The 18,319-nt window shown below is 63.7% G+C and carries 18 protein-coding genes; 11 read left to right on the forward strand and 7 right to left on the reverse strand.

Annotated elements, in window-relative coordinates:
• The first annotated feature begins 7 nt into the window (after positions 1 to 7).
• Both ACD578_RS12405 and ACD578_RS12410 read left to right on the forward strand, forming a co-directional pair.
• Positions 8 to 487 carry a MaoC family dehydratase gene (locus ACD578_RS12405; protein WP_404293396.1) on the forward strand — a complete coding sequence of 160 codons (480 nt, stop codon included), beginning with the start codon at positions 8 to 10 and terminating at the stop codon, positions 485 to 487.
• Positions 487 to 1,359, forward strand: a complete 873-nt coding sequence (locus ACD578_RS12410) for an HpcH/HpaI aldolase/citrate lyase family protein (RefSeq protein ID WP_404293398.1) — start codon at positions 487 to 489, stop codon at positions 1,357 to 1,359. Before ACD578_RS12405 ends, ACD578_RS12410 begins: the two co-directional genes overlap by 1 nt.
• A gap of 34 nt (positions 1,360 to 1,393) precedes the next feature.
• Here the strand turns inward: ACD578_RS12410 and ACD578_RS12415 are convergent, their stop codons facing one another.
• Positions 1,394 to 2,002, reverse strand: coding sequence for a flavin reductase family protein (locus ACD578_RS12415; protein ID WP_404293399.1), 609 nt, complete (start codon positions 2,000 to 2,002; stop codon positions 1,394 to 1,396).
• A 64-nt stretch (positions 2,003 to 2,066) separates the two neighbouring features.
• The gene (locus tag ACD578_RS12420; RefSeq protein WP_404293400.1) at positions 2,067 to 2,630 is read right to left on the reverse strand and encodes a nitroreductase; all 564 of its coding nucleotides are present in this window, start codon (positions 2,628 to 2,630) and stop codon (positions 2,067 to 2,069) included.
• 293 nt (positions 2,631 to 2,923) lie between these two features.
• Here ACD578_RS12420 and ACD578_RS12425 point away from each other — a divergent pair, with 293 nt between their 5' ends.
• The 3 genes from ACD578_RS12425 to ACD578_RS12435 all read left to right on the forward strand — a co-directional run bounded on the left by ACD578_RS12425 (position 2,924) and on the right by ACD578_RS12435 (position 7,748).
• The gene (locus ACD578_RS12425) at positions 2,924 to 5,368 is read left to right on the forward strand and encodes a YfhO family protein (protein WP_404293401.1); all 2,445 of its coding nucleotides are present in this window, start codon (positions 2,924 to 2,926) and stop codon (positions 5,366 to 5,368) included.
• A 17-nt stretch (positions 5,369 to 5,385) separates the two neighbouring features.
• Positions 5,386 to 6,267 (forward strand): hypothetical protein, encoded by an 882-nt coding sequence (locus tag ACD578_RS12430; RefSeq protein ID WP_404293404.1) that lies wholly within the window; start codon positions 5,386 to 5,388, stop codon positions 6,265 to 6,267.
• A gap of 107 nt (positions 6,268 to 6,374) precedes the next feature.
• Complete coding sequence (locus tag ACD578_RS12435; protein ID WP_404293407.1) at positions 6,375 to 7,748, forward strand: CBS domain-containing protein; 1,374 nt, start codon at positions 6,375 to 6,377, stop codon at positions 7,746 to 7,748.
• A 233-nt stretch (positions 7,749 to 7,981) separates the two neighbouring features.
• On the opposite strand, the gene thrS is transcribed toward ACD578_RS12435, so the two are convergent.
• Together thrS and yidD are read right to left on the reverse strand one after the other, a co-directional pair.
• Positions 7,982 to 9,994, reverse strand: a complete 2,013-nt coding sequence (gene thrS / locus ACD578_RS12440; RefSeq protein ID WP_404293409.1) for a threonine--tRNA ligase — start codon at positions 9,992 to 9,994, stop codon at positions 7,982 to 7,984.
• A 77-nt stretch (positions 9,995 to 10,071) separates the two neighbouring features.
• A complete protein-coding gene (yidD, locus tag ACD578_RS12445; RefSeq protein ID WP_274597175.1) occupies positions 10,072 to 10,428 on the reverse strand; it encodes a membrane protein insertion efficiency factor YidD in 357 nt (118 codons plus the stop codon).
• A 228-nt stretch (positions 10,429 to 10,656) separates the two neighbouring features.
• On the opposite strand from yidD, the gene ACD578_RS12450 reads away from it, so the two are divergent.
• Positions 10,657 to 11,667: a radical SAM protein gene (locus ACD578_RS12450; protein ID WP_404293411.1), complete on the forward strand. Its 1,011-nt coding sequence runs from the start codon at positions 10,657 to 10,659 to the stop codon at positions 11,665 to 11,667.
• Positions 11,668 to 11,795: 128 nt separating this feature from the next.
• Here the strand turns inward: ACD578_RS12450 and ACD578_RS12455 are convergent, their stop codons facing one another.
• Positions 11,796 to 12,242 (reverse strand): iron-sulfur cluster assembly scaffold protein, encoded by a 447-nt coding sequence (locus ACD578_RS12455; RefSeq protein ID WP_404293413.1) that lies wholly within the window; start codon positions 12,240 to 12,242, stop codon positions 11,796 to 11,798.
• 159 nt (positions 12,243 to 12,401) lie between these two features.
• Between ACD578_RS12455 and folE the strand changes: the two genes are divergently transcribed.
• The 4 genes from folE to ACD578_RS12475 all read left to right on the forward strand — a co-directional run bounded on the left by folE (position 12,402) and on the right by ACD578_RS12475 (position 15,799).
• A complete protein-coding gene (folE, locus tag ACD578_RS12460; RefSeq protein ID WP_404293416.1) occupies positions 12,402 to 13,037 on the forward strand; it encodes a GTP cyclohydrolase I FolE in 636 nt (211 codons plus the stop codon).
• A gap of 8 nt (positions 13,038 to 13,045) precedes the next feature.
• On the forward strand, positions 13,046 to 13,462 hold the full coding sequence (gene hisI / locus ACD578_RS12465) for a phosphoribosyl-AMP cyclohydrolase (RefSeq protein ID WP_404293418.1): 417 nt from the start codon (positions 13,046 to 13,048) through the stop codon (positions 13,460 to 13,462).
• An 83-nt stretch (positions 13,463 to 13,545) separates the two neighbouring features.
• A complete protein-coding gene (locus ACD578_RS12470; protein ID WP_404293421.1) occupies positions 13,546 to 14,700 on the forward strand; it encodes an MFS transporter in 1,155 nt (384 codons plus the stop codon).
• Positions 14,701 to 14,788: 88 nt separating this feature from the next.
• Positions 14,789 to 15,799, forward strand: coding sequence for a patatin-like phospholipase family protein (locus ACD578_RS12475; RefSeq protein ID WP_404293423.1), 1,011 nt, complete (start codon positions 14,789 to 14,791; stop codon positions 15,797 to 15,799).
• Between the two features lie 114 nt (positions 15,800 to 15,913).
• On the opposite strand, the gene ACD578_RS12480 is transcribed toward ACD578_RS12475, so the two are convergent.
• Complete coding sequence (locus ACD578_RS12480; RefSeq protein WP_404293426.1) at positions 15,914 to 16,345, reverse strand: CBS domain-containing protein; 432 nt, start codon at positions 16,343 to 16,345, stop codon at positions 15,914 to 15,916.
• Positions 16,346 to 16,484: 139 nt separating this feature from the next.
• Entirely contained in the window at positions 16,485 to 17,300 is an 816-nt protein-coding gene (locus ACD578_RS12485) for a rhomboid family intramembrane serine protease (RefSeq protein ID WP_404293428.1), read from the reverse strand.
• A gap of 291 nt (positions 17,301 to 17,591) precedes the next feature.
• Between ACD578_RS12485 and ACD578_RS12490 the strand changes: the two genes are divergently transcribed.
• On the forward strand, positions 17,592 to 18,275 hold the full coding sequence (locus ACD578_RS12490) for a transglutaminase-like cysteine peptidase (RefSeq protein WP_404293431.1): 684 nt from the start codon (positions 17,592 to 17,594) through the stop codon (positions 18,273 to 18,275).
• Positions 18,276 to 18,319 lie beyond the last annotated feature (44 nt).

Below are 18,319 nucleotides of genomic sequence, written 5' to 3' on the forward strand. Positions count from 1 at the left end.
CAACGTCATGAACGATGAGAACAGGCACCCGAGGGGCGGCCTCTATTTCGAGGATTTCGTCGTCGGCACGACCATCGAGCACCGCCTGACCCGGACGGTGACGCAGATGGACAACATGCTGTTCTCCAACATGACGCTGAACCCGCAGCCGCTCCACATCGATGCGCATTTCTGCGCCACCGAAACGGAATGGGGCAAGCCGCTCATGAATTCCCTGTTCACGCTCGGCCTCATGATCGGCATCTCCGTCAACGACACCACGGTGGGCACGACCATCGCGAATCTCGGCATGACGGACGTGAAGTTTCCCGCGCCGCTCTTCGAAGGCGACACGATCAATGCGACGACGGAGATCGTCGCCAAGCGCGAGTCCAAGTCCCGACCCGATGCCGGCATCGTCGACTTCATCCACCGCGCCTACAAGCAGGACGGCACGCTCGTGGCCGAATGCCGTCGGCAGGCCTTCATGCGCAAGAGGAGCGCCTGATGCGGTCATTGCTTTTCGTGCCGGGCGACAGCCCGAAGAAGCTCGAGAAAGGCATGAAATCGGGAGCCGACGTGCTCCTCATTGATCTCGAGGACTCGGTCGCACTCGACGCCAAGGAAGAGGCCCGACGCATCACGGCCGCGTTTCTCTCCGAGCAGAGCAAGGACGCTGAACGTCCCCGTCTCTTCGTTCGCATCAACGGACTGACGACAGGCCTCATCGATGCGGATCTCGACGTCGTGATGCGATCCGCTCCGGACGGGATCGTGCTGCCCAAGACCGTCGGCGGAGCGGACGTGGCCCATCTTGGCGCCAAGCTGGCGGTGCGCGAGGCGGAATTCGGCTTGGCGGATGGCGCTACCCGGATCCTCGCCATCGGAACGGAGAATGCCGCCGGCGTATTCGCGCTGGGTACGTTCGCAGGCGCGAGCCACCGTCTCATGGGCCTGACCTGGGGTGGCGAGGACCTGTCCGCCGATCTCGGCGCCGAGGCCAATCGTGGAGAGGACGGCGCCTATACGGATCCGTACCGGCTCGCCCGCTCCCTCGCCCTTCTGGGTGCCGCGGCGGCGAGCGTCGATGCAATCGATTCCGTCTTCACGAACTTCCGCGACATGGCCGGCCTCGAAGCCGAGTGCCGGGCGGCGCGGCGCGATGGTTTCGTCGCCAAGATGGCGATCCATCCGGCTCAGGTGCCGGTGATCAACGAGGCCTTCACCCCGTCCCCCGAGGCCGTCGAGCGGGCACAGGCCGTGATCGAGGCGTTCAAGGCCAATCCGGGAGCAGGCGTCGTCGGCGTCAACGGCGAAATGCTTGATCGCCCTCACCTTCTGCGGGCCGAGCGACTCCTGAGGCGCGCTGGCCGGCTCTAGAGCGGCAAATTCCTCGCGCCATACCGGAAGTGCCTCAGCCGCCAGGACGTGTGATCGAGAACTTGGTCTCGGGCGTCGCCACGAAGTAATCCCGGTAGCCTGAGCGAGCGATGGGGCGCATGGCGGCGGTGTCGACGAGGCCGTTCACGATGTAGCGGTCGTCGATGTGGATGCCGACCACCTGTCCGATCACGAGGTAATAGGACGGATCGCCTCCGCCCAAAGAGTTGAGCGGCACGGTCTGCAGCCATTTGCATTCGAGCGCGGCGAGGGCATCCGCTACCCGGGGCGGCTTCACGAGGCGAGAGGGCGCGGGTGTCAGCCCAGCATGCGCCATCTCGTTCTCGCCGCGCGGCAGAACGGCCGATGTGGCGTTCATCTGCTCGCGCAAGTCATAGGTCGCCAGGTTGCAGACGAACTCCCCCGTCTCCTCGATGAAGGTCACCGCATCCTTCTTGCCCGCCGAGGAAAACGCCACCATGGGCGGACGCTCGGAGATGGCGTTGAAGAAGGAATAAGGGGAAAGGTTCACCTCCCCTTTCGCACTCATGGCGGTGATCCAGCCGATGGGCCGAGGCGTGACGATGGCCTTGAACGGGTCGTGCGGGAGGCCGTGGGCGTTGGTCGAGGTTTCGTAGAACATGATGGGGCAATTATCCGGCGAAGGGGTACCGGTTCGCCGCGAGACAATGCGACGAACGAACGTATCAGAACCGCGTCACGATATCTGCGAAATCAGGCCTGTCCCGATCGGCAGGCACTTCCTTGGCCGTACCGATATGTACGAAGCCGGCCACTCTTTCCTCGGGCTTCAGCCCCAGAGCATCGAGCACCCGACGGTCGAAAGCGGCCCAGCCCGAGAGCCAGGACGCTCCGTAGCCGAGAGCGGTCGCCCCGGTGAGAAGGTTCATGCAGACCGCGCCTGCCGAGAGAACCTGCTCCCAGTCCGGGATCTTCACATGAGGGACCACACGGGACACCACCGCGATCACGAGAGGCGCCTGCGTGAAGCGCTCCCGCTCGACGGCGACCTTCTCCGCATCGGCGCCAGGGTTGTCTGCCTGGAAAGCAGCAGCCAGCACATCGCCGAGGCGGCGGCGTCCCTCGCCCTGGATCAGGATGAAACGCCAGGGAACCAGCTTGCCATGATCCGGCACCCGGGACGCGATCTTCAGGAGATTTTCGACCTCCTGGTCGCTCGGGCCCGGCTCGCCCAGCCAGCGCGGAGGAACGGAGCGGCGCTGCAGAAGGCGGGAGAGGCACTCATTCATGGGATCTTCATCCGGCTCGAATAATGTGAAACAATATAGATGGATGCTCTCGAAGGCTGCGAGCCAAGCAAGCCCCGGCTTGCCATTGTCTCGCCGTCTTGCTGCGCTTGAGGGAGCACGGGCATCCCAAAGACGCGCCGCTGCACAAAAGAAACAGCAGCGGATGTATAGGGGGAGTGCGGTCAGACGCCAAGCAGGTTTCAACCCGTGGCAGACCCGGCGGCATGCTTAAGGCAGGCCGAACGGTGGTCCCGTGGGAAGAGGTTAAGTTGGCGAGACGCCGCTTGAGAGCAATGCAGACATCGATTTCCGGACTGGACAGTCCCCCTTCCCTGACAGCCTGGCCTCAGCGCCAGGCGCTGATGGCCTTTGCCCTCATCCTTGCGGCCTGGGCTTTGGCCGTTTCCATATGGCCCCTGACCGGAACCGTCGTTCCCTGGGACTCGAAGAACCAGTTCTATCCGACCCTGCGCTACCTGGGCAGCGCCCTCGCCCATGGCGAGCTCCCCCTATGGAACCCCTACCATTTCGGCGGACACCCTTCGGCGGCAGATCCCCAGTCCCTGCTGTTCACGCCCACCATGCTGCTGTTCGGTTGGCTCGTCCCCGAGCCGTCCATGCAGCTCTTCGACGGGGTCGTGTTCGCCCATTTTCTCCCCGGAGCGCTCGCTTTCGTGCCCCTGTTCCGCCGGAGAGGATGGCATCCGGCGGGCGCCGTGGTGGCCGCGCTCATCTTCATGCTCGGCGGCTCGGCCACGGCCCGGCTCCAGCACACGGGCATGATCCTCAGCTACGGCTTCTTCCCGCTCGCCTTCTGGCTTCTGGAGGAGGCTCTGGACCGCCGCTCGTACCTTTACGGACTGCTGTTCGCCGTCAGCGCCGCCATGATGGTCGTCGGGCGGGATCAGGTCGCCTTTCTCTGCGCCCTGACGCTCATCGCGCTGGCCGTGCAGCGGATCTGGATGGCACCCCAGTCCTTCGCCTATCTCAAGTCCCGCCTCGGGCTCCTGGTCTTCATGGGGCTGGTCGGCGGCGCACTTCTCGCCGTGCCGATCGTGCTGACGATGCAGTTCCTCGCCACCTCGACGCGCCCCTCCTTCGGCTTCGGAGTGGCCGCCATGGGGTCCCTGCCCCCGGAGAGCCTGGCGACGATCCTGTTCGGCAATGTCTTCGGCTCCCTGCGCTGGACATACGATTACTGGGGACCTGACTGGCACAGCCTGTCCGAGGGAACATGGACCGACCGGGCGACCAACTACCTGTTCATCGGCACGATCCCGGCTGTCCTCCTCCTGTGGCACGGCATCGCAGGCGGGCGCCTGTTCGCGCGCGAGTTCCGGTTCTTCCTCGTCGTCGGCATAGTCGCCCTGCTTTATGCCCTTGGGCGCTATACGCCCGGCTTCGAAGTCATCTTCGATCATATCCCGGGCGTGAATCTCTACCGCAGGCCGGCCGACGCGACCTTCCTCATCAACATCGCCCTGGCCTTTGCCGCAGGCTACCTTGTCCATCGCTATGCGACGGAAGGGCTGCCAAAGTGGAACAGGGCCTCGCTCGGGCGGCTCTGGGCCGCTCTGCCCCTGCTGGCGCTGGGCCTCTTGGTCGCGGCCATTGCCAGCGCCCTCGCCTTCGCCATCAAGGGAGGGCATGTCACCCCCGCCCTGATTGAGATCGGCATAAGCCTCGCCGTGGCAACCCTGGCCATCGCCGTGATCACCAGGACGAGCGGCGCATCGCGCTGGCGCGAGGCTATGGCCCTCGTGCTCGTGACCCTGACAGGTGCGGAGCTGATCGGTCGCCATGCGGCTTCCGCGTTGAATGCGGAACCTGCCGAGCGTTACACCGTCTTCACGAAACTGCCGCCCGAGCAGCTGCAGGGCCTGCAGATCCTGAAGAGGGAGCTCGCCGAACGCAATGCGCGCGGCGAGTATCCCCGCGTCGAGATCCTTGGCCTGAAGGGCGCCTGGCAGAATGCGTCGATGGTCCTCGGGATCGAGGACATCATCGGCTACAACCCCCTGCGTCTGGCCGATTACGAACGTGCCATCGGCCCCGGCGAGAACGCGGAAGATCCCAATCTGCGCCGGTTCCCGACGAGTTTCCGGGGCTATAAGTGCGAGCTCGCGAGCCTGCTCGGGCTCGACTACATCGTGCTCGACCGTCCGGTAGAGAAGCTGCCGCGCCATTTCCCGCGCCTGACCGATGCCGAGATCGTCTATGGGACCGGGCGGATGTGGATCTACCGCCTGAATACCTCCGTCCCGCGCGCCTACGTGGCGCATCATGTGACGCCCGTGGATTCCGAAGCCGTGCTGGGTCTCGAGGAATTGCCGGAGTTCAACCGTGAGACGGAAGCTCTCATCGATGATGAAAGCATGTCGCAGCTCAAGGCTTCCTACACGCCGGCGGGCTCCGCCCGCGACAAGGCCAAGGGAGAAGCGCGCATCGTCAGCTATCAGCGGAACTCGGTCACGCTGGAGGTCGAGAACAGCGAGAACGGGGTGCTGGTGCTGCACGACATCCATTATCCCGGCTGGGAGGCATGGGTCGACGGCGAGCGCCGGCCGATCCTGCGCGCCAATCTCCTGTTCCGCGGCGTCGAAATCGGCCCCGGACGCCACCGGGTCGAGTTCCATTTCCGCCCGATGTCGCTCGAGAATCTGGTTGCGGCCGCCTCCGATCTCGTGAAAAGCGAGGAGAGGCCGATTCAGACCGCGATTGCCTCCCCGCTCCAATGAGAGCCGATTTTCAATCGATGACCTTATTTGTGAAACATCCCTTTCCCATTCTCTGCCTGCTCGGCCTCGTCGCAGCCAGCCCCGCCTCGGCTCAGTCGCCGGCCATGCCGTCCTTGTCGCAGAGCCCTCCCCCGATCTCGATCGGGCAGGTGACGCTGAATGCCGGTGCGAACTTTGCCGGAAGCAACGAGCCGATCCGCTCGGGGCTGGTCTGGCGGATCTATGAGGATCGGGGCGACGCATCCCAGCCCAATATCGTGGCCCGCTCCACGAGCCCCATGCCGAGCTTCACCCTCTCCCCGGGCAACTACATCATCCACGTGGCTTATGGCTTTGCGAGCGCCTCGAAACGCATCAGCATGCAGCGGGGCAATCTCAACGAGCGGCTCGCCATCAATGCCGGTGCCCTCCAGCTCAAGGGTGCCGTGGGCGGAACCCCGATCGCCGTCAACCGCCTTTCCTTTTCCGTCTACGTGCCGGAGGCGCAGAATTCCGAAGGCCGGCTCGTGATCGCCGATGCTAAGGCGAACGATATGATCCGCCTGCCCGAGGGCACCTATCACGTGGTCTCCACCTATGGCGACGCCAACGCCATCATGCGCAGCGACCTGAAGGTGGAATCGGGGCGCGTCACCGAAGCGACCCTCAATCACCGCGCGGCAACCGTGACCCTCAAGCTGGTCGGTTCGGCCGGCGGCGAGGCCTTTGCCGGCACGGCCTTCAGCGTGCTCACCCCTGGCGGCGACGTGATCCGCGAAGCCATCGGGGCCTTTCCGTCCGTCACGTTGGCCGAGGGTGAATACGTCCTGATCGCGCGCCACGAGGGCAAGGTCTATACCCGCGAGTTCAAGATCGAGAGCGGACTCGACCGGGACATCGAGATCATCGCCACCCCGTAAAACCGCTGAACCTTTCCGTCTCGGCGGCATTGACCGATGGCCAATCACCGGTCGCGCCGCGCATGAGCCTGAACTCCCAAGGCGTGACCTTGCTGGAGAGGAAGCTCATGAAAATCGCAGAGATCATGACCCGCAACGTGCGCGTGGTGAGTCCGGACCGGACCATCCAGGAAGCGGCGCGTCTCATGGACGAAATGAATGTCGGCGTCCTGCCCGTCTGCGACGGACGCCGCCTGCGCGGCATGGTGACCGACCGGGACATTACCGTCCGGGCGACGGCGGCAGGCCTCCCTCCCGATACGACCCGCGTGCGTGATATCATGTCCGACAATGTGTGGTGGTGCTTCGATGACGACGACGTCGGCCACATTGTCGAGTTGATGAGCGATCATCAGATCCGGCGCCTGCCGGTGGTCGATCACGACAAGCACCTGGTCGGCATCGTGGCGCTCGGCGATCTCGCAACCGACAGCGAGGGTGAAGCGTCCCGCGCGCTGCACCGCATCTCCACGCCTTCGGAACCCGACCGCACGGGTACGCCGACGTCATCTCGGGCCGACCAGACCCGGGGCGGTGGACAAGCCCGCCTGACCGGTGACGAGCGCCGTGAGCTCGATCGGCGATTGAGGAGCGACGATGACGACTGGCGCCATCGCCCGCACGACTATCACGACGATCGGCGCGGCCAGGACGACCGCTCGCGCAATCATGGCCGCGAGCAATTCCGTTTCCGCGATGAGGATGACGTGCGCGCGGCCTTCGGCAGCTTCGGCTATCCCGGCGAGGAGGGAGCGCGCAATGCGCGCATGCGCGGCGGCTTCGGCGGCGACGGCTACCAGAGCTACGGAGACGAATATGCCGGCCGCGGCTCCGCAGGCAGAGGCTATCATCCGAAGCGCTATGGCGCCTCCACCATCACCGGTGAGCGCGCGCGTCCCGGCGATGACAGCAACGAGAACGATCGCCGCATGCAGGATCGCGAGCGCACCTGGAGCCTCGTGAACGAGCGCCGGGACCACAGCAATTACGGCATGGGTCCCGGGAACACCCGCTTCGGCAACGACGCGACCGCCAGCCGCGGCGAGGTGCGCCGGAGCGAGCATCAGGGGCGCGGGCCGAAGGGCTACCAGCGCTCGGACGACCGCATCCGCGAGGACATCAACGAGCGGCTGACCGACGATGCCATGATCGACGCATCGGAGATCGAGGTCCAGGTCCAGAATCGGGAAGTGACCCTCACGGGCACGGTTCGCGACCGCAACGAGAAGCGGCGCGCAGAGGATGTGGCGGAATCCGTGTCAGGCGTAAGTCACGTGCAGAACAATCTGCGCGTCGGGCAGAGCCAGGGAACTCATGCGACCGGCACGGAGGCGGGCGACGCAGGTGCTGCCACAGGCAATCCCGGAGTCGGCACTGCTGGAACGACTGCCGGCACTGCCCCCGGTGGCCGCACCACAGGTCGCCAGCGGCAGACGACCTGAGCCAGCTTGTCGATCTGACTTGCAAACCTGCGACGTCGTCACCGGCCTCGTGCCGGTGATCTCGATTGCGAAAAGCGCCGCGCTTCACACAATCGAGATGGCCGGGACAAACCCGGCCATGGCGTGGGTGATTAACATCTGCCGGGCCGGCCCCTCAGGACGAGGTCGAGCGACCGCAACAAAAAGGCGGCGCTTCATTTCGTAAGCGCCGCCTTCATTCGTGCAGACAGGTATTACGCGATCGTCCGCTCGACCACGTGATGTCCGTCGAGCGTCACGTGCCCTTCCGGCTCCGACACCGCCTTCGCCGCGCGCCTGCGGTCAGGGGTGACGGCCTCGGCGGCAAGAACTTTCAGGGCCTCATCGAGGGTCATGCTCTGCTGGTTCGGGCTTCCCAGGCGGCGGATGGACACGGTCCGCTCGGCGGCCTCCTTCCGACCCACCACGAGAAGCACCGGCACCTTCACGAGCGAGTGCTCGCGGACCTTGTAGTTGATCTTCTCGTTTCGCAGGTCCGCCTCGACGCGAAGCCCAGCGGCTTCGGCGGCGCGCACCACCTCCATGGCGTATTCATCGCCTTCGGACGTGATGGTGGCGACCACCGCCTGCACCGGCGCGAGCCAGAGCGGGAAGTGCCCGGCGAAGTGCTCAATCAGAATGCCGGTGAAGCGCTCCATGGAGCCGCAGATGGCGCGGTGCACCATGACGGGTGTCTTCTTCTGGCCGTCCTGGTCGACATAGAACGCGCCGAAACGCTCCGGCAGATTGAAGTCCACCTGCGTGGTGCCGCATTGCCAGTCACGGCCGATGGCATCGCGCAGCACGTATTCGAACTTCGGCCCGTAGAACGCGCCCTCGCCCGGGTTGATCGCCGTCTTGATGCGCCCGCCGGACTGATCCTCGATCTGCTTCAAGACGCGGGTCATCACGTCTTCCGCATGATCCCACATCTCGTCCGTGCCGACGCGCTTCTCGGGACGGGTGGAGAGCTTCACGACGATCTCGTCGAAGCCGAAATCGGCGTAGGTCGAGAGGATCAGATCGTTGATCTTCAGGCACTCGGCCGCCAGCTGATCTTCCGTGCAGAAGATGTGCGCGTCGTCCTGCGTAAAGCCGCGCACGCGCATGAGGCCATGCAGCGCGCCCGAGGGCTCGTAGCGATGCACATTGCCGAATTCGGCAAGACGCAGCGGCAGATCGCGGTAGGACTTCAGACCGTGCTTGAAGATCTGCACATGGCCTGGGCAGTTCATCGGCTTGATGGCGAAGATGCGATCGTCCTCGGTCTGCGTCGCGAACATGTTCTCGCGATACCAGCCCCAGTGGCCGGAGGTCTCCCACAGGGCCTTGTCGAGGATCTGCGGCGCGTTGACCTCCTGATAGGTGCCCTTCAGGCGCCGGCGCATGTAGGAGATCAGTTCCTGGAACACCGTCCAGCCCTTCGGATGCCAGAAGACGACGCCCGGCCCTTCCTCCTGGAAGTGGAACAGGTCCATCTCGCGGCCCAGGCGGCGGTGATCGCGCTTCTCGGCTTCCTCGAGCAGGCGGATGTAGTTGTCGAGGTCTTCCTGGTTCGCCCAGGCGGTAGCGTAGATGCGGGTGAGCATCGCGTTCTTCGAGTCGCCGCGCCAATAAGCCCCCGCCACCTTCATGAGCTTGAAGGCGTTGCCGATCTTGCCCGTCGAGGTCATGTGCGGGCCGCGGCAGAGGTCGAACCAGTCGCCCTGCGAGTAGATCTTGAGATCCTGTCCTTCCGGGATCGCGTCCACGAGCTCGACCTTGTAGGCCTCGCCCTTCTCCTTGAAGACCTGCTTGGCCTTGTCGCGGCTCCAGACCTCCTTGGTGAAGGGTTTGTCCCGCGCGACGATCTCGCGCATCTTCGCCTCGATGGCCGGGAAGTCTTCGGGCGTGAAGGGCTCGTTGCGGGCGAAGTCGTAGTAGAAGCCGTTCTCGATGACCGGACCGATGGTGACCTGCGTTCCGGGGAACAGCTCCTGGACCGCTTCCGCGAGCACGTGCGCGGCATCGTGCCGGATCAATTCCAGTGCGCGCGGATCCTCGCGGTTCAGGAATTCGATCTTGGCGTCCTTGGTGATCGGATCGGCGAGATCGGCGACCGTGCCGTCGAGAGCCATGGCGACGGTGCGCTTGGCCAGCGACTTGGCAATGCCTTCCACGATCTCGCGGCCGGTGATGCCGGATTCGTACTGGCGCTGGGCGCCATCGGGGAATGTCAGGGTAATCATCAAATGTTTCTCCTGGCTCACTCCTGCCAACGGAGCAGGTAAGCGGGGGCCGACGGTTCGTTGAGATGTGAGCGAACTCAGTCGCCGTCAGGTTCGACTGCCTCGCAGGTGATCGGGGGAGCGTTGACGCCCCGCCAGCGACCATAGGCCCAGGGCTTATACCAGGCCGAGCCGTCGGGCAATGTTTCAGGCACCCAATCGATGCCGTGAGTGCCGAAGGGGCCGCAGCGGCAGATGCGGGCGAGCCCCATCCACCCTCCTGGCCAGAAGCCGTGCCGCTGGATCGCCTCGTCCGTGTATTCGGAGCAGGACGGCAGATGGCGGCACTGGCGACCGACTAGGCCGGAGAGGCTCAGCTGGTAGCCGCGGATCGCCATGTGGGCGATCCGACGGGGGAAATGCCTCGTTGTTGTCCCCTGGGGTCTGTTTCTCAGTTTCAATCCTCGATCGATCGGCGTGTCACGTAAGGTTGCGACAGGATGAAAGCACCCACGACTCTACGGCATTCCCCTGGTGACACAACCTGAGATGTATTCGTTATATCGTATATAACTGTGCAAGACTCAACCACCACATAGTGGCGCGCTTAGATTTTTACACGATACTTCATTTCATTGTTGTTTCGCCCGCCGAGTCGCGAAGCGGCATTTGGAGCAAGAATAATGACCGTAAAAATCAGCAAATTCATCTGGGATATTACCTACTCCTGTCCTTTGAGGTGCGGGCATTGCTATTCGGAATCGGGACGCCGGTCCGCTCGCACGTTGGACCGGGCCACAGCGATGCGTGTCGTCGACGTGATGCTCGCGGCGCAGGCGAAAAACGTGATGTTCAGCGGTGGCGAACCGATGTCGGTCCGTTGGGCCGTCGAGGCCATGAAGCGTCTGCATGACGCAGGCATCGAGGTCACGGTGTTCACGACCGGCTGGTCGATCCAGGACAGGATGGCCGCCGCCCTCGCGGATGCGGTCTCGGGCGTGGCTGTCAGCATCGATGGCGCCGACGCGGATATCCACGATGCCGTCCGCGGGCGCGCCGGCGCATTCGAGCGCGGGATGAGAGCGTTGGACGCCCTGCACCGGGTGAAAGACGAGCGCCGGGCCGCCGGACAGACATGCTTCACGTTGGGGATCGATTACACGCTGACTCGTCCGGGTGCGAAGGAAGCGGACTTGGAGCGATTCGTGGAGGCCGCCATCGAACGGTTCCCGAGGCTCGATTTCATCCGCTTCGGCGCAGTCGTTCCGTCCGGCCTCGGGGCCGAGCGGGAGTTCGAGACAACCGGACTTCTCACGATCGAGGAATTGGTCGATCTGATCGATGTCGGTCGGCGCATTGCCTCTCGCCACGAAAACGGTCCCAAGATCACCGTGACCGATGTCCGGTATTTCCTGCCTCGACCAGGGGCGAGCCTGGTCGATCTCGATATCCTGCAGATCGAGCCCGATGGAGCGCTTCGCGCGTTTCCGATCTACGAAGCGAAGGTTGGGAATGTTCTCCATGAGCCGCTGGACGTTCTGTGGCCACGGGCGCAGGCTTGGCGCTCCGATCCCTTCGTCGCCGAGCAGATGGAAACAGTTCGGACCATGTCCGACTGGGCGAACACGACCCGCATCCTGGACCGGCGCTACGGCTCCCCTGACGATCAAGAGCGATCGCGCGTCGCGGCCTAGGGGTGCAGGTTCCTGCCTGAAGAGCGGCCCGCGCGGAACGCCAGGGCTTCATGCCTCGCAAGCCCTGACAGGCTCAGCTGATTGCCCCGGATGGCCCATTGGGCCATCCGCTGGACTGGGCTAGGCATTTATCCAACGCTCTCGATCCGGCGAGCCTCGACCTGGTCGAGTGCATCCACGACGGCATCGAAGGTGAGAAGGATCGAGGCATGGCGCGCCTTGTAATCCCTTAATGGTTCCAAGACCTTAAGGTCTCCCCATTTCCCCTGAGGGGGCTCTCCATCGGCTCTGAGCAGACGACTTGCCGCATCGCGGACCTCGCGAAGCTCAGCTATGGTCGCGCCGATTATATTCCGCCCCATGATCGACGATGAGGCTTGTCCCAGAGCGCACGCCTTCACCTCATGAGCAAATGCCGTCACGACGTTGCCTTCGAGCTTCACATAGACTGTAACGGTCGAGCCGCAGAGCTTGGACCGAGCCGTCGCGGACGCATCGGGTTCGGACAGCTGTCCTAAGTGCGGAATGTCGGCGGCAAGCTCGAGAATGCGCCGGCTATAGATGTCGTTCAGCATATCGGCCTATGACATGACGGTTGGGAATGTGCTCATATACCTATATAAGCGCTGTGACAGAGTTCCGCGACAGCAGTCTTCGGAACTCTGTCCGGAAAGAAAATGAAACTGCCGGGCGGCCAAGCTTCCACGGTTCAAAAGTTGAGAAAGAGGCTCCACGTGAGTGATGTGGTTAAGTCCCTGTCCACGCGTCTGACTACAGCCGCCGACAAGCCAGTTGCATCCCCCACCCGGGAAGAGGCCGAGGCGGCAGTTCGCACCCTGATCCGATGGGCAGGCGACGATCCGACCCGCGAAGGTCTGCTGGACACGCCCAAGCGTGTCGCCAAGGCCTTCAGGGAGTTCTACTCCGGCTATGGCGAGGATCCATCGGAAATCCTCGACAAGATCTTCGCAGAGGTCGAAGGCTACGACGACATCGTGCTCGTGCGCGATATTCCCTTCCACTCCCATTGCGAACATCACATGGTGCCGTTCTTTGGCGTGGCGCATGTGGCTTATTACCCCACCAGGGGCGTCGTCGGCCTGTCCAAGCTCGCTCGCCTCGTAGATGCCTATGCCCGCCGATTGCAGACGCAGGAGTCCATGACTTCTCAGATTGCCAGAGCCATGGTCAAAGCGCTCGATCCACGCGGCGTGGCGGTCATGATCGAGGCCGAGCATATGTGCATGTCCATGCGCGGCATCCAGAAGGCAGGCGCCCTGACGCTGACCACCCAGTTCACCGGCATCTTCAAGGAAGAGCCGGCCGAGCAGGTGCGCTTTCTTACGCTCGTGCGGAACAGCAGAGGCTGAGGCCGTCCATGAGCGCGACAAGCTTCAATTCTTTTCCCGCGCCCGGCTCCAAGGCCGAGCTCGAGGAGGGAACCGTCCTGTCGCCTCGCTTCGGGGCAGACGGGCTGATCACCTGCATCACGACGGATTTCGCGACCGGCGAGATCCTCATGGTCGCACACATGAATGCCGAATCTTTGGCCAGGACGATCGAAACCGGCGAAGCCTGGTACTGGTCCCGCTCGCGCGGCGAACTCTGGCACAAGGGTGCGACGAGCGGGCAGATCCAGACCGTCAAGGAGATGCGGGTCGATTGCGATCAGGACGCCCTGCTGCTGAAGGTCCAGGTGGCAGGCGATGGCGGCTGCTGCCACACCGGGCGCCGCTCCTGCTTCTACCGGAAGGTCGAGACCTCCGGCAGCGAACCTCGCCTCGTGATCGATTGAGACCGGCAGCCCTCTCGGAATGCAGGGCTGCCATCGTCCAGGAAACGGGTGCAGTTTTCGGAGGTCCGGGTTAGGAAGACCCGATGACACGACGTGACCTTCTCCCCGCGCGGGTGGCCGCCAGCGCCATCTTCTTCGGCAACGGCTTCGGCATCGGCACCTGGGCAGCCCAGCTTCCCCGGTTCAAGGAGTCGCTCGGCCTGTCCGACGGTCAGCTCAGCCTCGGTCTTCTGGCCTTCTCTCTCGGCGCGGTGGCGCTGATGCCGATCATCGGCTGGGCCGTGGCGGTGGTCGGCAGCCGCACCATGACCCTGATCGCCGCCTTCTCCTTCGCGCCGACCCTGCTTCTCCCGGGCCTCGCGCCGAACCTCAGCCTTTTCGTCGTGGCCGCCCTCCTGGCGGGGGCCTGCAACGGCACCATGGACATCGCCATGAACACCAACGCCACGGTGGTCGAGAAGGCCTGGGGCTCGGCCATCATGTCGTCCTTCCACGCCTTCTTCAGCTTGGGTGGCTTGGCGGGAGCCGGAGCCTCCGGCCTCCTCATCGCCCTCGACGTGGGAATTGTCGCGACGCTGCTGATCTCCTGCCTCGGGATGGGCCTTCTCTTCCTGCTGGCAGCCTTCTGGATGCTCGGAGAAAAGGAGCGGGCAATCGACGGACATGGCTTCGCCTGGCCGCGGGGGAGCGTCATTATCCTGGCCGTGCTTGCCATGTTCTGCTTCATCGTCGAGGGGGCCATTGTCGACTGGTCGGCGATCTATCTCCAGACCGTCGCCGGGGCGAGCCTCGAGGCTGCCGTGACGGGCTTTGCCGCCTTTTCCCTCACCATGACGGTCTGCCGCTTCATGGGCGACTTCGTCGTCCGGCATCTCGGCCGCGTGCGCACCCTGCAGCTCGGAGGGCTGCTCTCGGCCTTCGGCCTTGCCCTGGCGATGCTCCTCCCACACCCCCTGCCCGCCTCCATCGGCTTCGCCCTCGTTGGGATCGGCCTAGCCAATACGGTGCCGGTCCTGTTCAGCACGGCGGGGCAGATGAAGGATTTTCCGCCGAGCATGGGCGTCGCCATGGTGGCAACTTTGGGCTATGGCGGCTTGCTTCTCGGTCCCCCGCTGATCGGATTCGGCGGAGAAATCTTCAGCCTTCGCGCGATGCTGGGCCTGCTCATCGTCTTCGCCTTCGTCATCATCATTTTGTCGCAGCGGGCTCTGCAGCGCTCCACTGTTCAGTTTTCCTGAACCAGTCCTAATTGAAACTTGAGGGCATCGTTCACGCGGCTTTCACGGAACGCCGGCATGAATGGGACAGGATGCCTTGGAGTTCGCCATGTTGTGGGACAATATCGCCCGGCGCAACGCCGGATCGGGGGGCGGTGGGGGAGTGACGGAGATCAAGGCACCTGTCGAGCGTACACCTCGCACGAGGGCGCGCATCGGCTTGGCATTGGGCGGCGGCGCTGCCCGCGGCTGGTCCCATATCGGCGTGCTCCGCGTCCTCACGGAAGCCGGCATCGTTCCGGATGTGATTGCCGGCTCCTCCATCGGCGCCGTGGTCGGCGGCTGCTACGCGGCCGGCAAGCTCGACGCACTGGAGGCCTTCGCCCTGTCCCTGACCAAGCGGCGCGTCATGGGGCTTCTCGATTTCCATTTCAGCGGCGCGGGCCTCATCGCCGGCGGGCGCCTGCAGCGCCTGCTCGATCAGGACCTGACTGACCAACGGGTAGAAACGCTCCCCGTCAAATTCTGCACCATCGCGACCGAACTCGTGAGCGGCCATGAGATCTGGCTCACGCGCGGCCCCCTCGTCCAGGCCATGCGAGCGTCCTACGCCCTTCCTGGCGTGTTCGATCCCGTCATGATCGGTGGGCGCTGGCTCATGGACGGCGCTCTCGTCAATCCGATCCCGATCACCGCCGCCCGGGCGCTCGGCGCCGACATCGTCATCTGCGTGAACCTCAACGGCGAGGTCCGGGTGCGCGGCACCGTCATCCAATCCTACGATGCCGGGACGAGCGACGAGCAGGAGATCGAAGAGGCCATCGACGATGCCCCCCGGCGTTGGGGCATCTTCCCAGGCTCCCGAGCGGACAAGCCGCGCAAGCCGAATGCGCCAGGGCTTGCCACGGTGATGGTGGATGCCTTCAACATCACCCAGGATCGCATCGCCCGCTCGAGGCTTGCCGGAGACCCGCCCGACATCATGGTGGCGCCAAAGCTCGCCAAGATGGGCCTGTTCGAGTTCCACAGGGCTCAGGAATGCATCACCTTGGGCCGGCAGGCCACAGAACGCGCCCTGCCGGATATTCTCGAATTGCTGCAGGAAACGCAGACGAATTGACGAGCGCATCGTGCGAAAAGTGGACCCAGTTTTGCGCTCCGGACGATGCGCCAGCCAAAAGAAGGAGCATCGGATGGATCCTAAAACGTGGTTTCCACTTTGGGGGCCGATGTTCTAGGCCGTCGCGATATATTCCTTGATCGCCTGAGTTTCCGCCTCGACCTCCTCGAGGCGCAGCTTCACCACGTCTCCGATGGAGACGATGCCGGACAGACGCCCGCTTTCGACGACGGGGATGTGGCGGAATTTCTGCTGGGTCATGAGCTCCATCACATCGTTGATGGATGTCTCGCCCGTGCAGGTGACCACTTTCTCTGTCATGAAACGGGAGACCGGCTCATCCAGCGCTTTGGCACCGTGCATGGCAACGGCGCGCACGATGTCGCGCTCCGAGATGATCCCGGTGACCGGCCGGTCACCGTCCACGATGAGAAGGGCACCTATTCTGCGCTCTGCGAGAAACCTGGCGGCTTCGCTCAAAGATCGGCCCGGCTCGATGGTGGCGACCTCGCGGCCTTTGAGCGAAAGGATTCGATTGACGATCATTTATTCCCTCCCGTTGTGCGAACGGCGAGGACCGTCAGTGCCTCCCGCCCGCAAGGCCGAAGCTGGGTATCGCTCCCCATGACATTGGGGTGAGAACCCTACGTCAGCCTAAGGATGATTGAGGCAAACCGTGTCGGTTTCAAGCCGAGATGCGGCTTGGCCTTGCGGGAAGCGGGTCCAGCAGCGGGAAAATGACAAGACCGGCCAGGAAGCCGCCGATATGGGCCTCCCAGGCGATGCTCGCATCCATGAGCCCCAGGGGCTGGATGAAGGCGAACACGTAGTTTGCGGCAAACCAGATCCCGAGGAAGATCAGAACCTGCCGGTTGCGCACCATGTGTCCCAGGGTTTCACGAGGCCTCTCGTGCGGCTGGGTCAGGCGCCCTTCCCAATGCCACGAGGCCGGAGCGAACATGAACCAGGAGGCTGCCGCCATCAGGCCAGAGACGGCCCCGGACGCGCCGATCATGGGGAGGATCTGGAAGGGGTTCATGAATGCGTATAAAACGGCTCCGCACACGGCGGAGGTCGCCGACAGGATGACGAATCGCCCGGCGCCGCAGCGCCTGACGATGGGCGTGCCGAAAGCGGCCAGCCAGACGCTGTTGATCAGCACATGCGCCCAGGAGCCATGGAGAAAGGCATAGGTCAGCACGGTCCAGGGCCGCCCCTCCTCGGGGGCCAGCACGTATTGCGCCAACGCCATCATCGGCGTGATCGTGTCCTCCGGCACGCCCTCTCGCAGGGACCTCATGATCTCATCGACCTGAACGCCCCCGAAGGCCACGGCCCAACGCGCGGGAATCACGGCCCAGTCGATGATCAGCGTAAAATCCGTTTCATCGGACAGGAACATCCGAAAGGCGTGGATGCCGATCAGCACGGCCAGGCACACACTGATGGCCGCCGGCAGGTTGAGAATCGGCTCTCGAAGGCGGGGTGCTTGTGGAGACATGAATAACTTTTTGTCTGGAAGCCGGCTTAAATCGTTACGCCGGCTGCGTTTGGTTCATTCTCTCAGCTAGCCTCAATCAGGGCCCGCAGTCGAGAAAAACCAACAGGTTAGCAACGGCCAAGCTTGCCCTGGAGGAAAACTTTCCATTCTCCTTTTGGGCGCCCGAACTTTTTGTTAACCATAATGGAACCGGTCGAGGCGCGACGCGTTAACTCACCTTTTACTTTCCTCTTGAGCCTAAAATGCAACCATGTCAGTTTGGTTAAAAGAACGTTAACCGGCTGGTGGGGCATGCGGCAGGATTATTTCAAGAACGGCCTTTTCTGTGGCGCAAATGAGAAGCCTGCCATTTTCGGCAAGTTCATCAAAACAGCTCTTCTCGGCCTGTCTCTCCTGTTTTTCGGCACAGCCGCTCAGGCTCAAACCCTGGCCGCCCTGCCCGTTTCCACCGCTCCGATCACGAGCGTCGGCACGGCCAAGCCGCTTCAGGGCTGGTCGCAGTTCTGCGAGAACTATCGGTCCGAATGCACCGTGAATGTGGCGGAGCCCGATACGATCGACCTGACCGCCCAGGTCTGGAAGACGATCGTCTCGGTGAATCAGCGCGTGAATTCCAACATCAAGGCCGTGACGGATGCCGATCACTGGGGCGTCGTCGATGTCTGGGGCTTCCCCGAGGACGGCCGCGGCGATTGCGAGGATTTTCAGCTCCTGAAGCGCAAGCTCCTTGCCGAAGCTGGCCTGCCCCGCCGCGCCATGCGCATGACGGTCGTGATCGACGAGCTTGGCGAAGGTCACGCCGTCCTGATGGTCCGCACCAACCGGGGCGATTTCGTCCTCGACAACAAGACCTCTTCGGTTCTCCCCTGGCACCGCACCGGCTACGTCTACATCAAGCGCGAGAGCCAGGACACGGTCGGCTGGGTGTCGCTCGGCGGCATCGTCTCGTCGCCGACCACTACCGCGAACCGCTAGAAACCAAACCGGCGCCGGCGCATCGGGCGGAACCGGAGGTTCGC

The organism is Microvirga sp. RSM25, from assembly GCF_044784385.1.
GTDB classification, from domain to species: domain Bacteria; phylum Pseudomonadota; class Alphaproteobacteria; order Rhizobiales; family Beijerinckiaceae; genus Microvirga; species Microvirga tunisiensis.

Excerpts from the sequence above, each read along its gene's own strand:
- ACD578_RS12410 (WP_404293398.1), top strand. The coding sequence starts at position 487 with ATGCGGTCATTGCTTTTCGTGCCGGGCGACAGCCCGAAGAAGCTCGAG.
- ACD578_RS12475 (WP_404293423.1), top strand. The coding sequence starts at position 14,789 with ATGTTGTGGGACAATATCGCCCGGCGCAACGCCGGATCGGGGGGCGGT.
- ACD578_RS12435 (WP_404293407.1), top strand. The coding sequence starts at position 6,375 with ATGAAAATCGCAGAGATCATGACCCGCAACGTGCGCGTGGTGAGTCCG.
- ACD578_RS12405 (WP_404293396.1), top strand. The coding sequence starts at position 8 with ATGAACGATGAGAACAGGCACCCGAGGGGCGGCCTCTATTTCGAGGAT.
- ACD578_RS12450 (WP_404293411.1), top strand. The coding sequence starts at position 10,657 with ATGACCGTAAAAATCAGCAAATTCATCTGGGATATTACCTACTCCTGT.
- ACD578_RS12490 (WP_404293431.1), top strand. The coding sequence starts at position 17,592 with ATGCGGCAGGATTATTTCAAGAACGGCCTTTTCTGTGGCGCAAATGAG.
- hisI (WP_404293418.1), top strand. The coding sequence starts at position 13,046 with ATGAGCGCGACAAGCTTCAATTCTTTTCCCGCGCCCGGCTCCAAGGCC.
- thrS (WP_404293409.1), bottom strand. The coding sequence starts at position 9,994 with ATGATTACCCTGACATTCCCCGATGGCGCCCAGCGCCAGTACGAATCC.
- ACD578_RS12430 (WP_404293404.1), top strand. The coding sequence starts at position 5,386 with ATGACCTTATTTGTGAAACATCCCTTTCCCATTCTCTGCCTGCTCGGC.
- ACD578_RS12425 (WP_404293401.1), top strand. The coding sequence starts at position 2,924 with ATGCAGACATCGATTTCCGGACTGGACAGTCCCCCTTCCCTGACAGCC.
- ACD578_RS12420 (WP_404293400.1), bottom strand. The coding sequence starts at position 2,630 with ATGAATGAGTGCCTCTCCCGCCTTCTGCAGCGCCGCTCCGTTCCTCCG.
- ACD578_RS12485 (WP_404293428.1), bottom strand. The coding sequence starts at position 17,300 with ATGTCTCCACAAGCACCCCGCCTTCGAGAGCCGATTCTCAACCTGCCG.
- ACD578_RS12455 (WP_404293413.1), bottom strand. The coding sequence starts at position 12,242 with ATGCTGAACGACATCTATAGCCGGCGCATTCTCGAGCTTGCCGCCGAC.
- ACD578_RS12470 (WP_404293421.1), top strand. The coding sequence starts at position 13,546 with ATGACACGACGTGACCTTCTCCCCGCGCGGGTGGCCGCCAGCGCCATC.
- ACD578_RS12415 (WP_404293399.1), bottom strand. The coding sequence starts at position 2,002 with ATGTTCTACGAAACCTCGACCAACGCCCACGGCCTCCCGCACGACCCG.
- ACD578_RS12480 (WP_404293426.1), bottom strand. The coding sequence starts at position 16,345 with ATGATCGTCAATCGAATCCTTTCGCTCAAAGGCCGCGAGGTCGCCACC.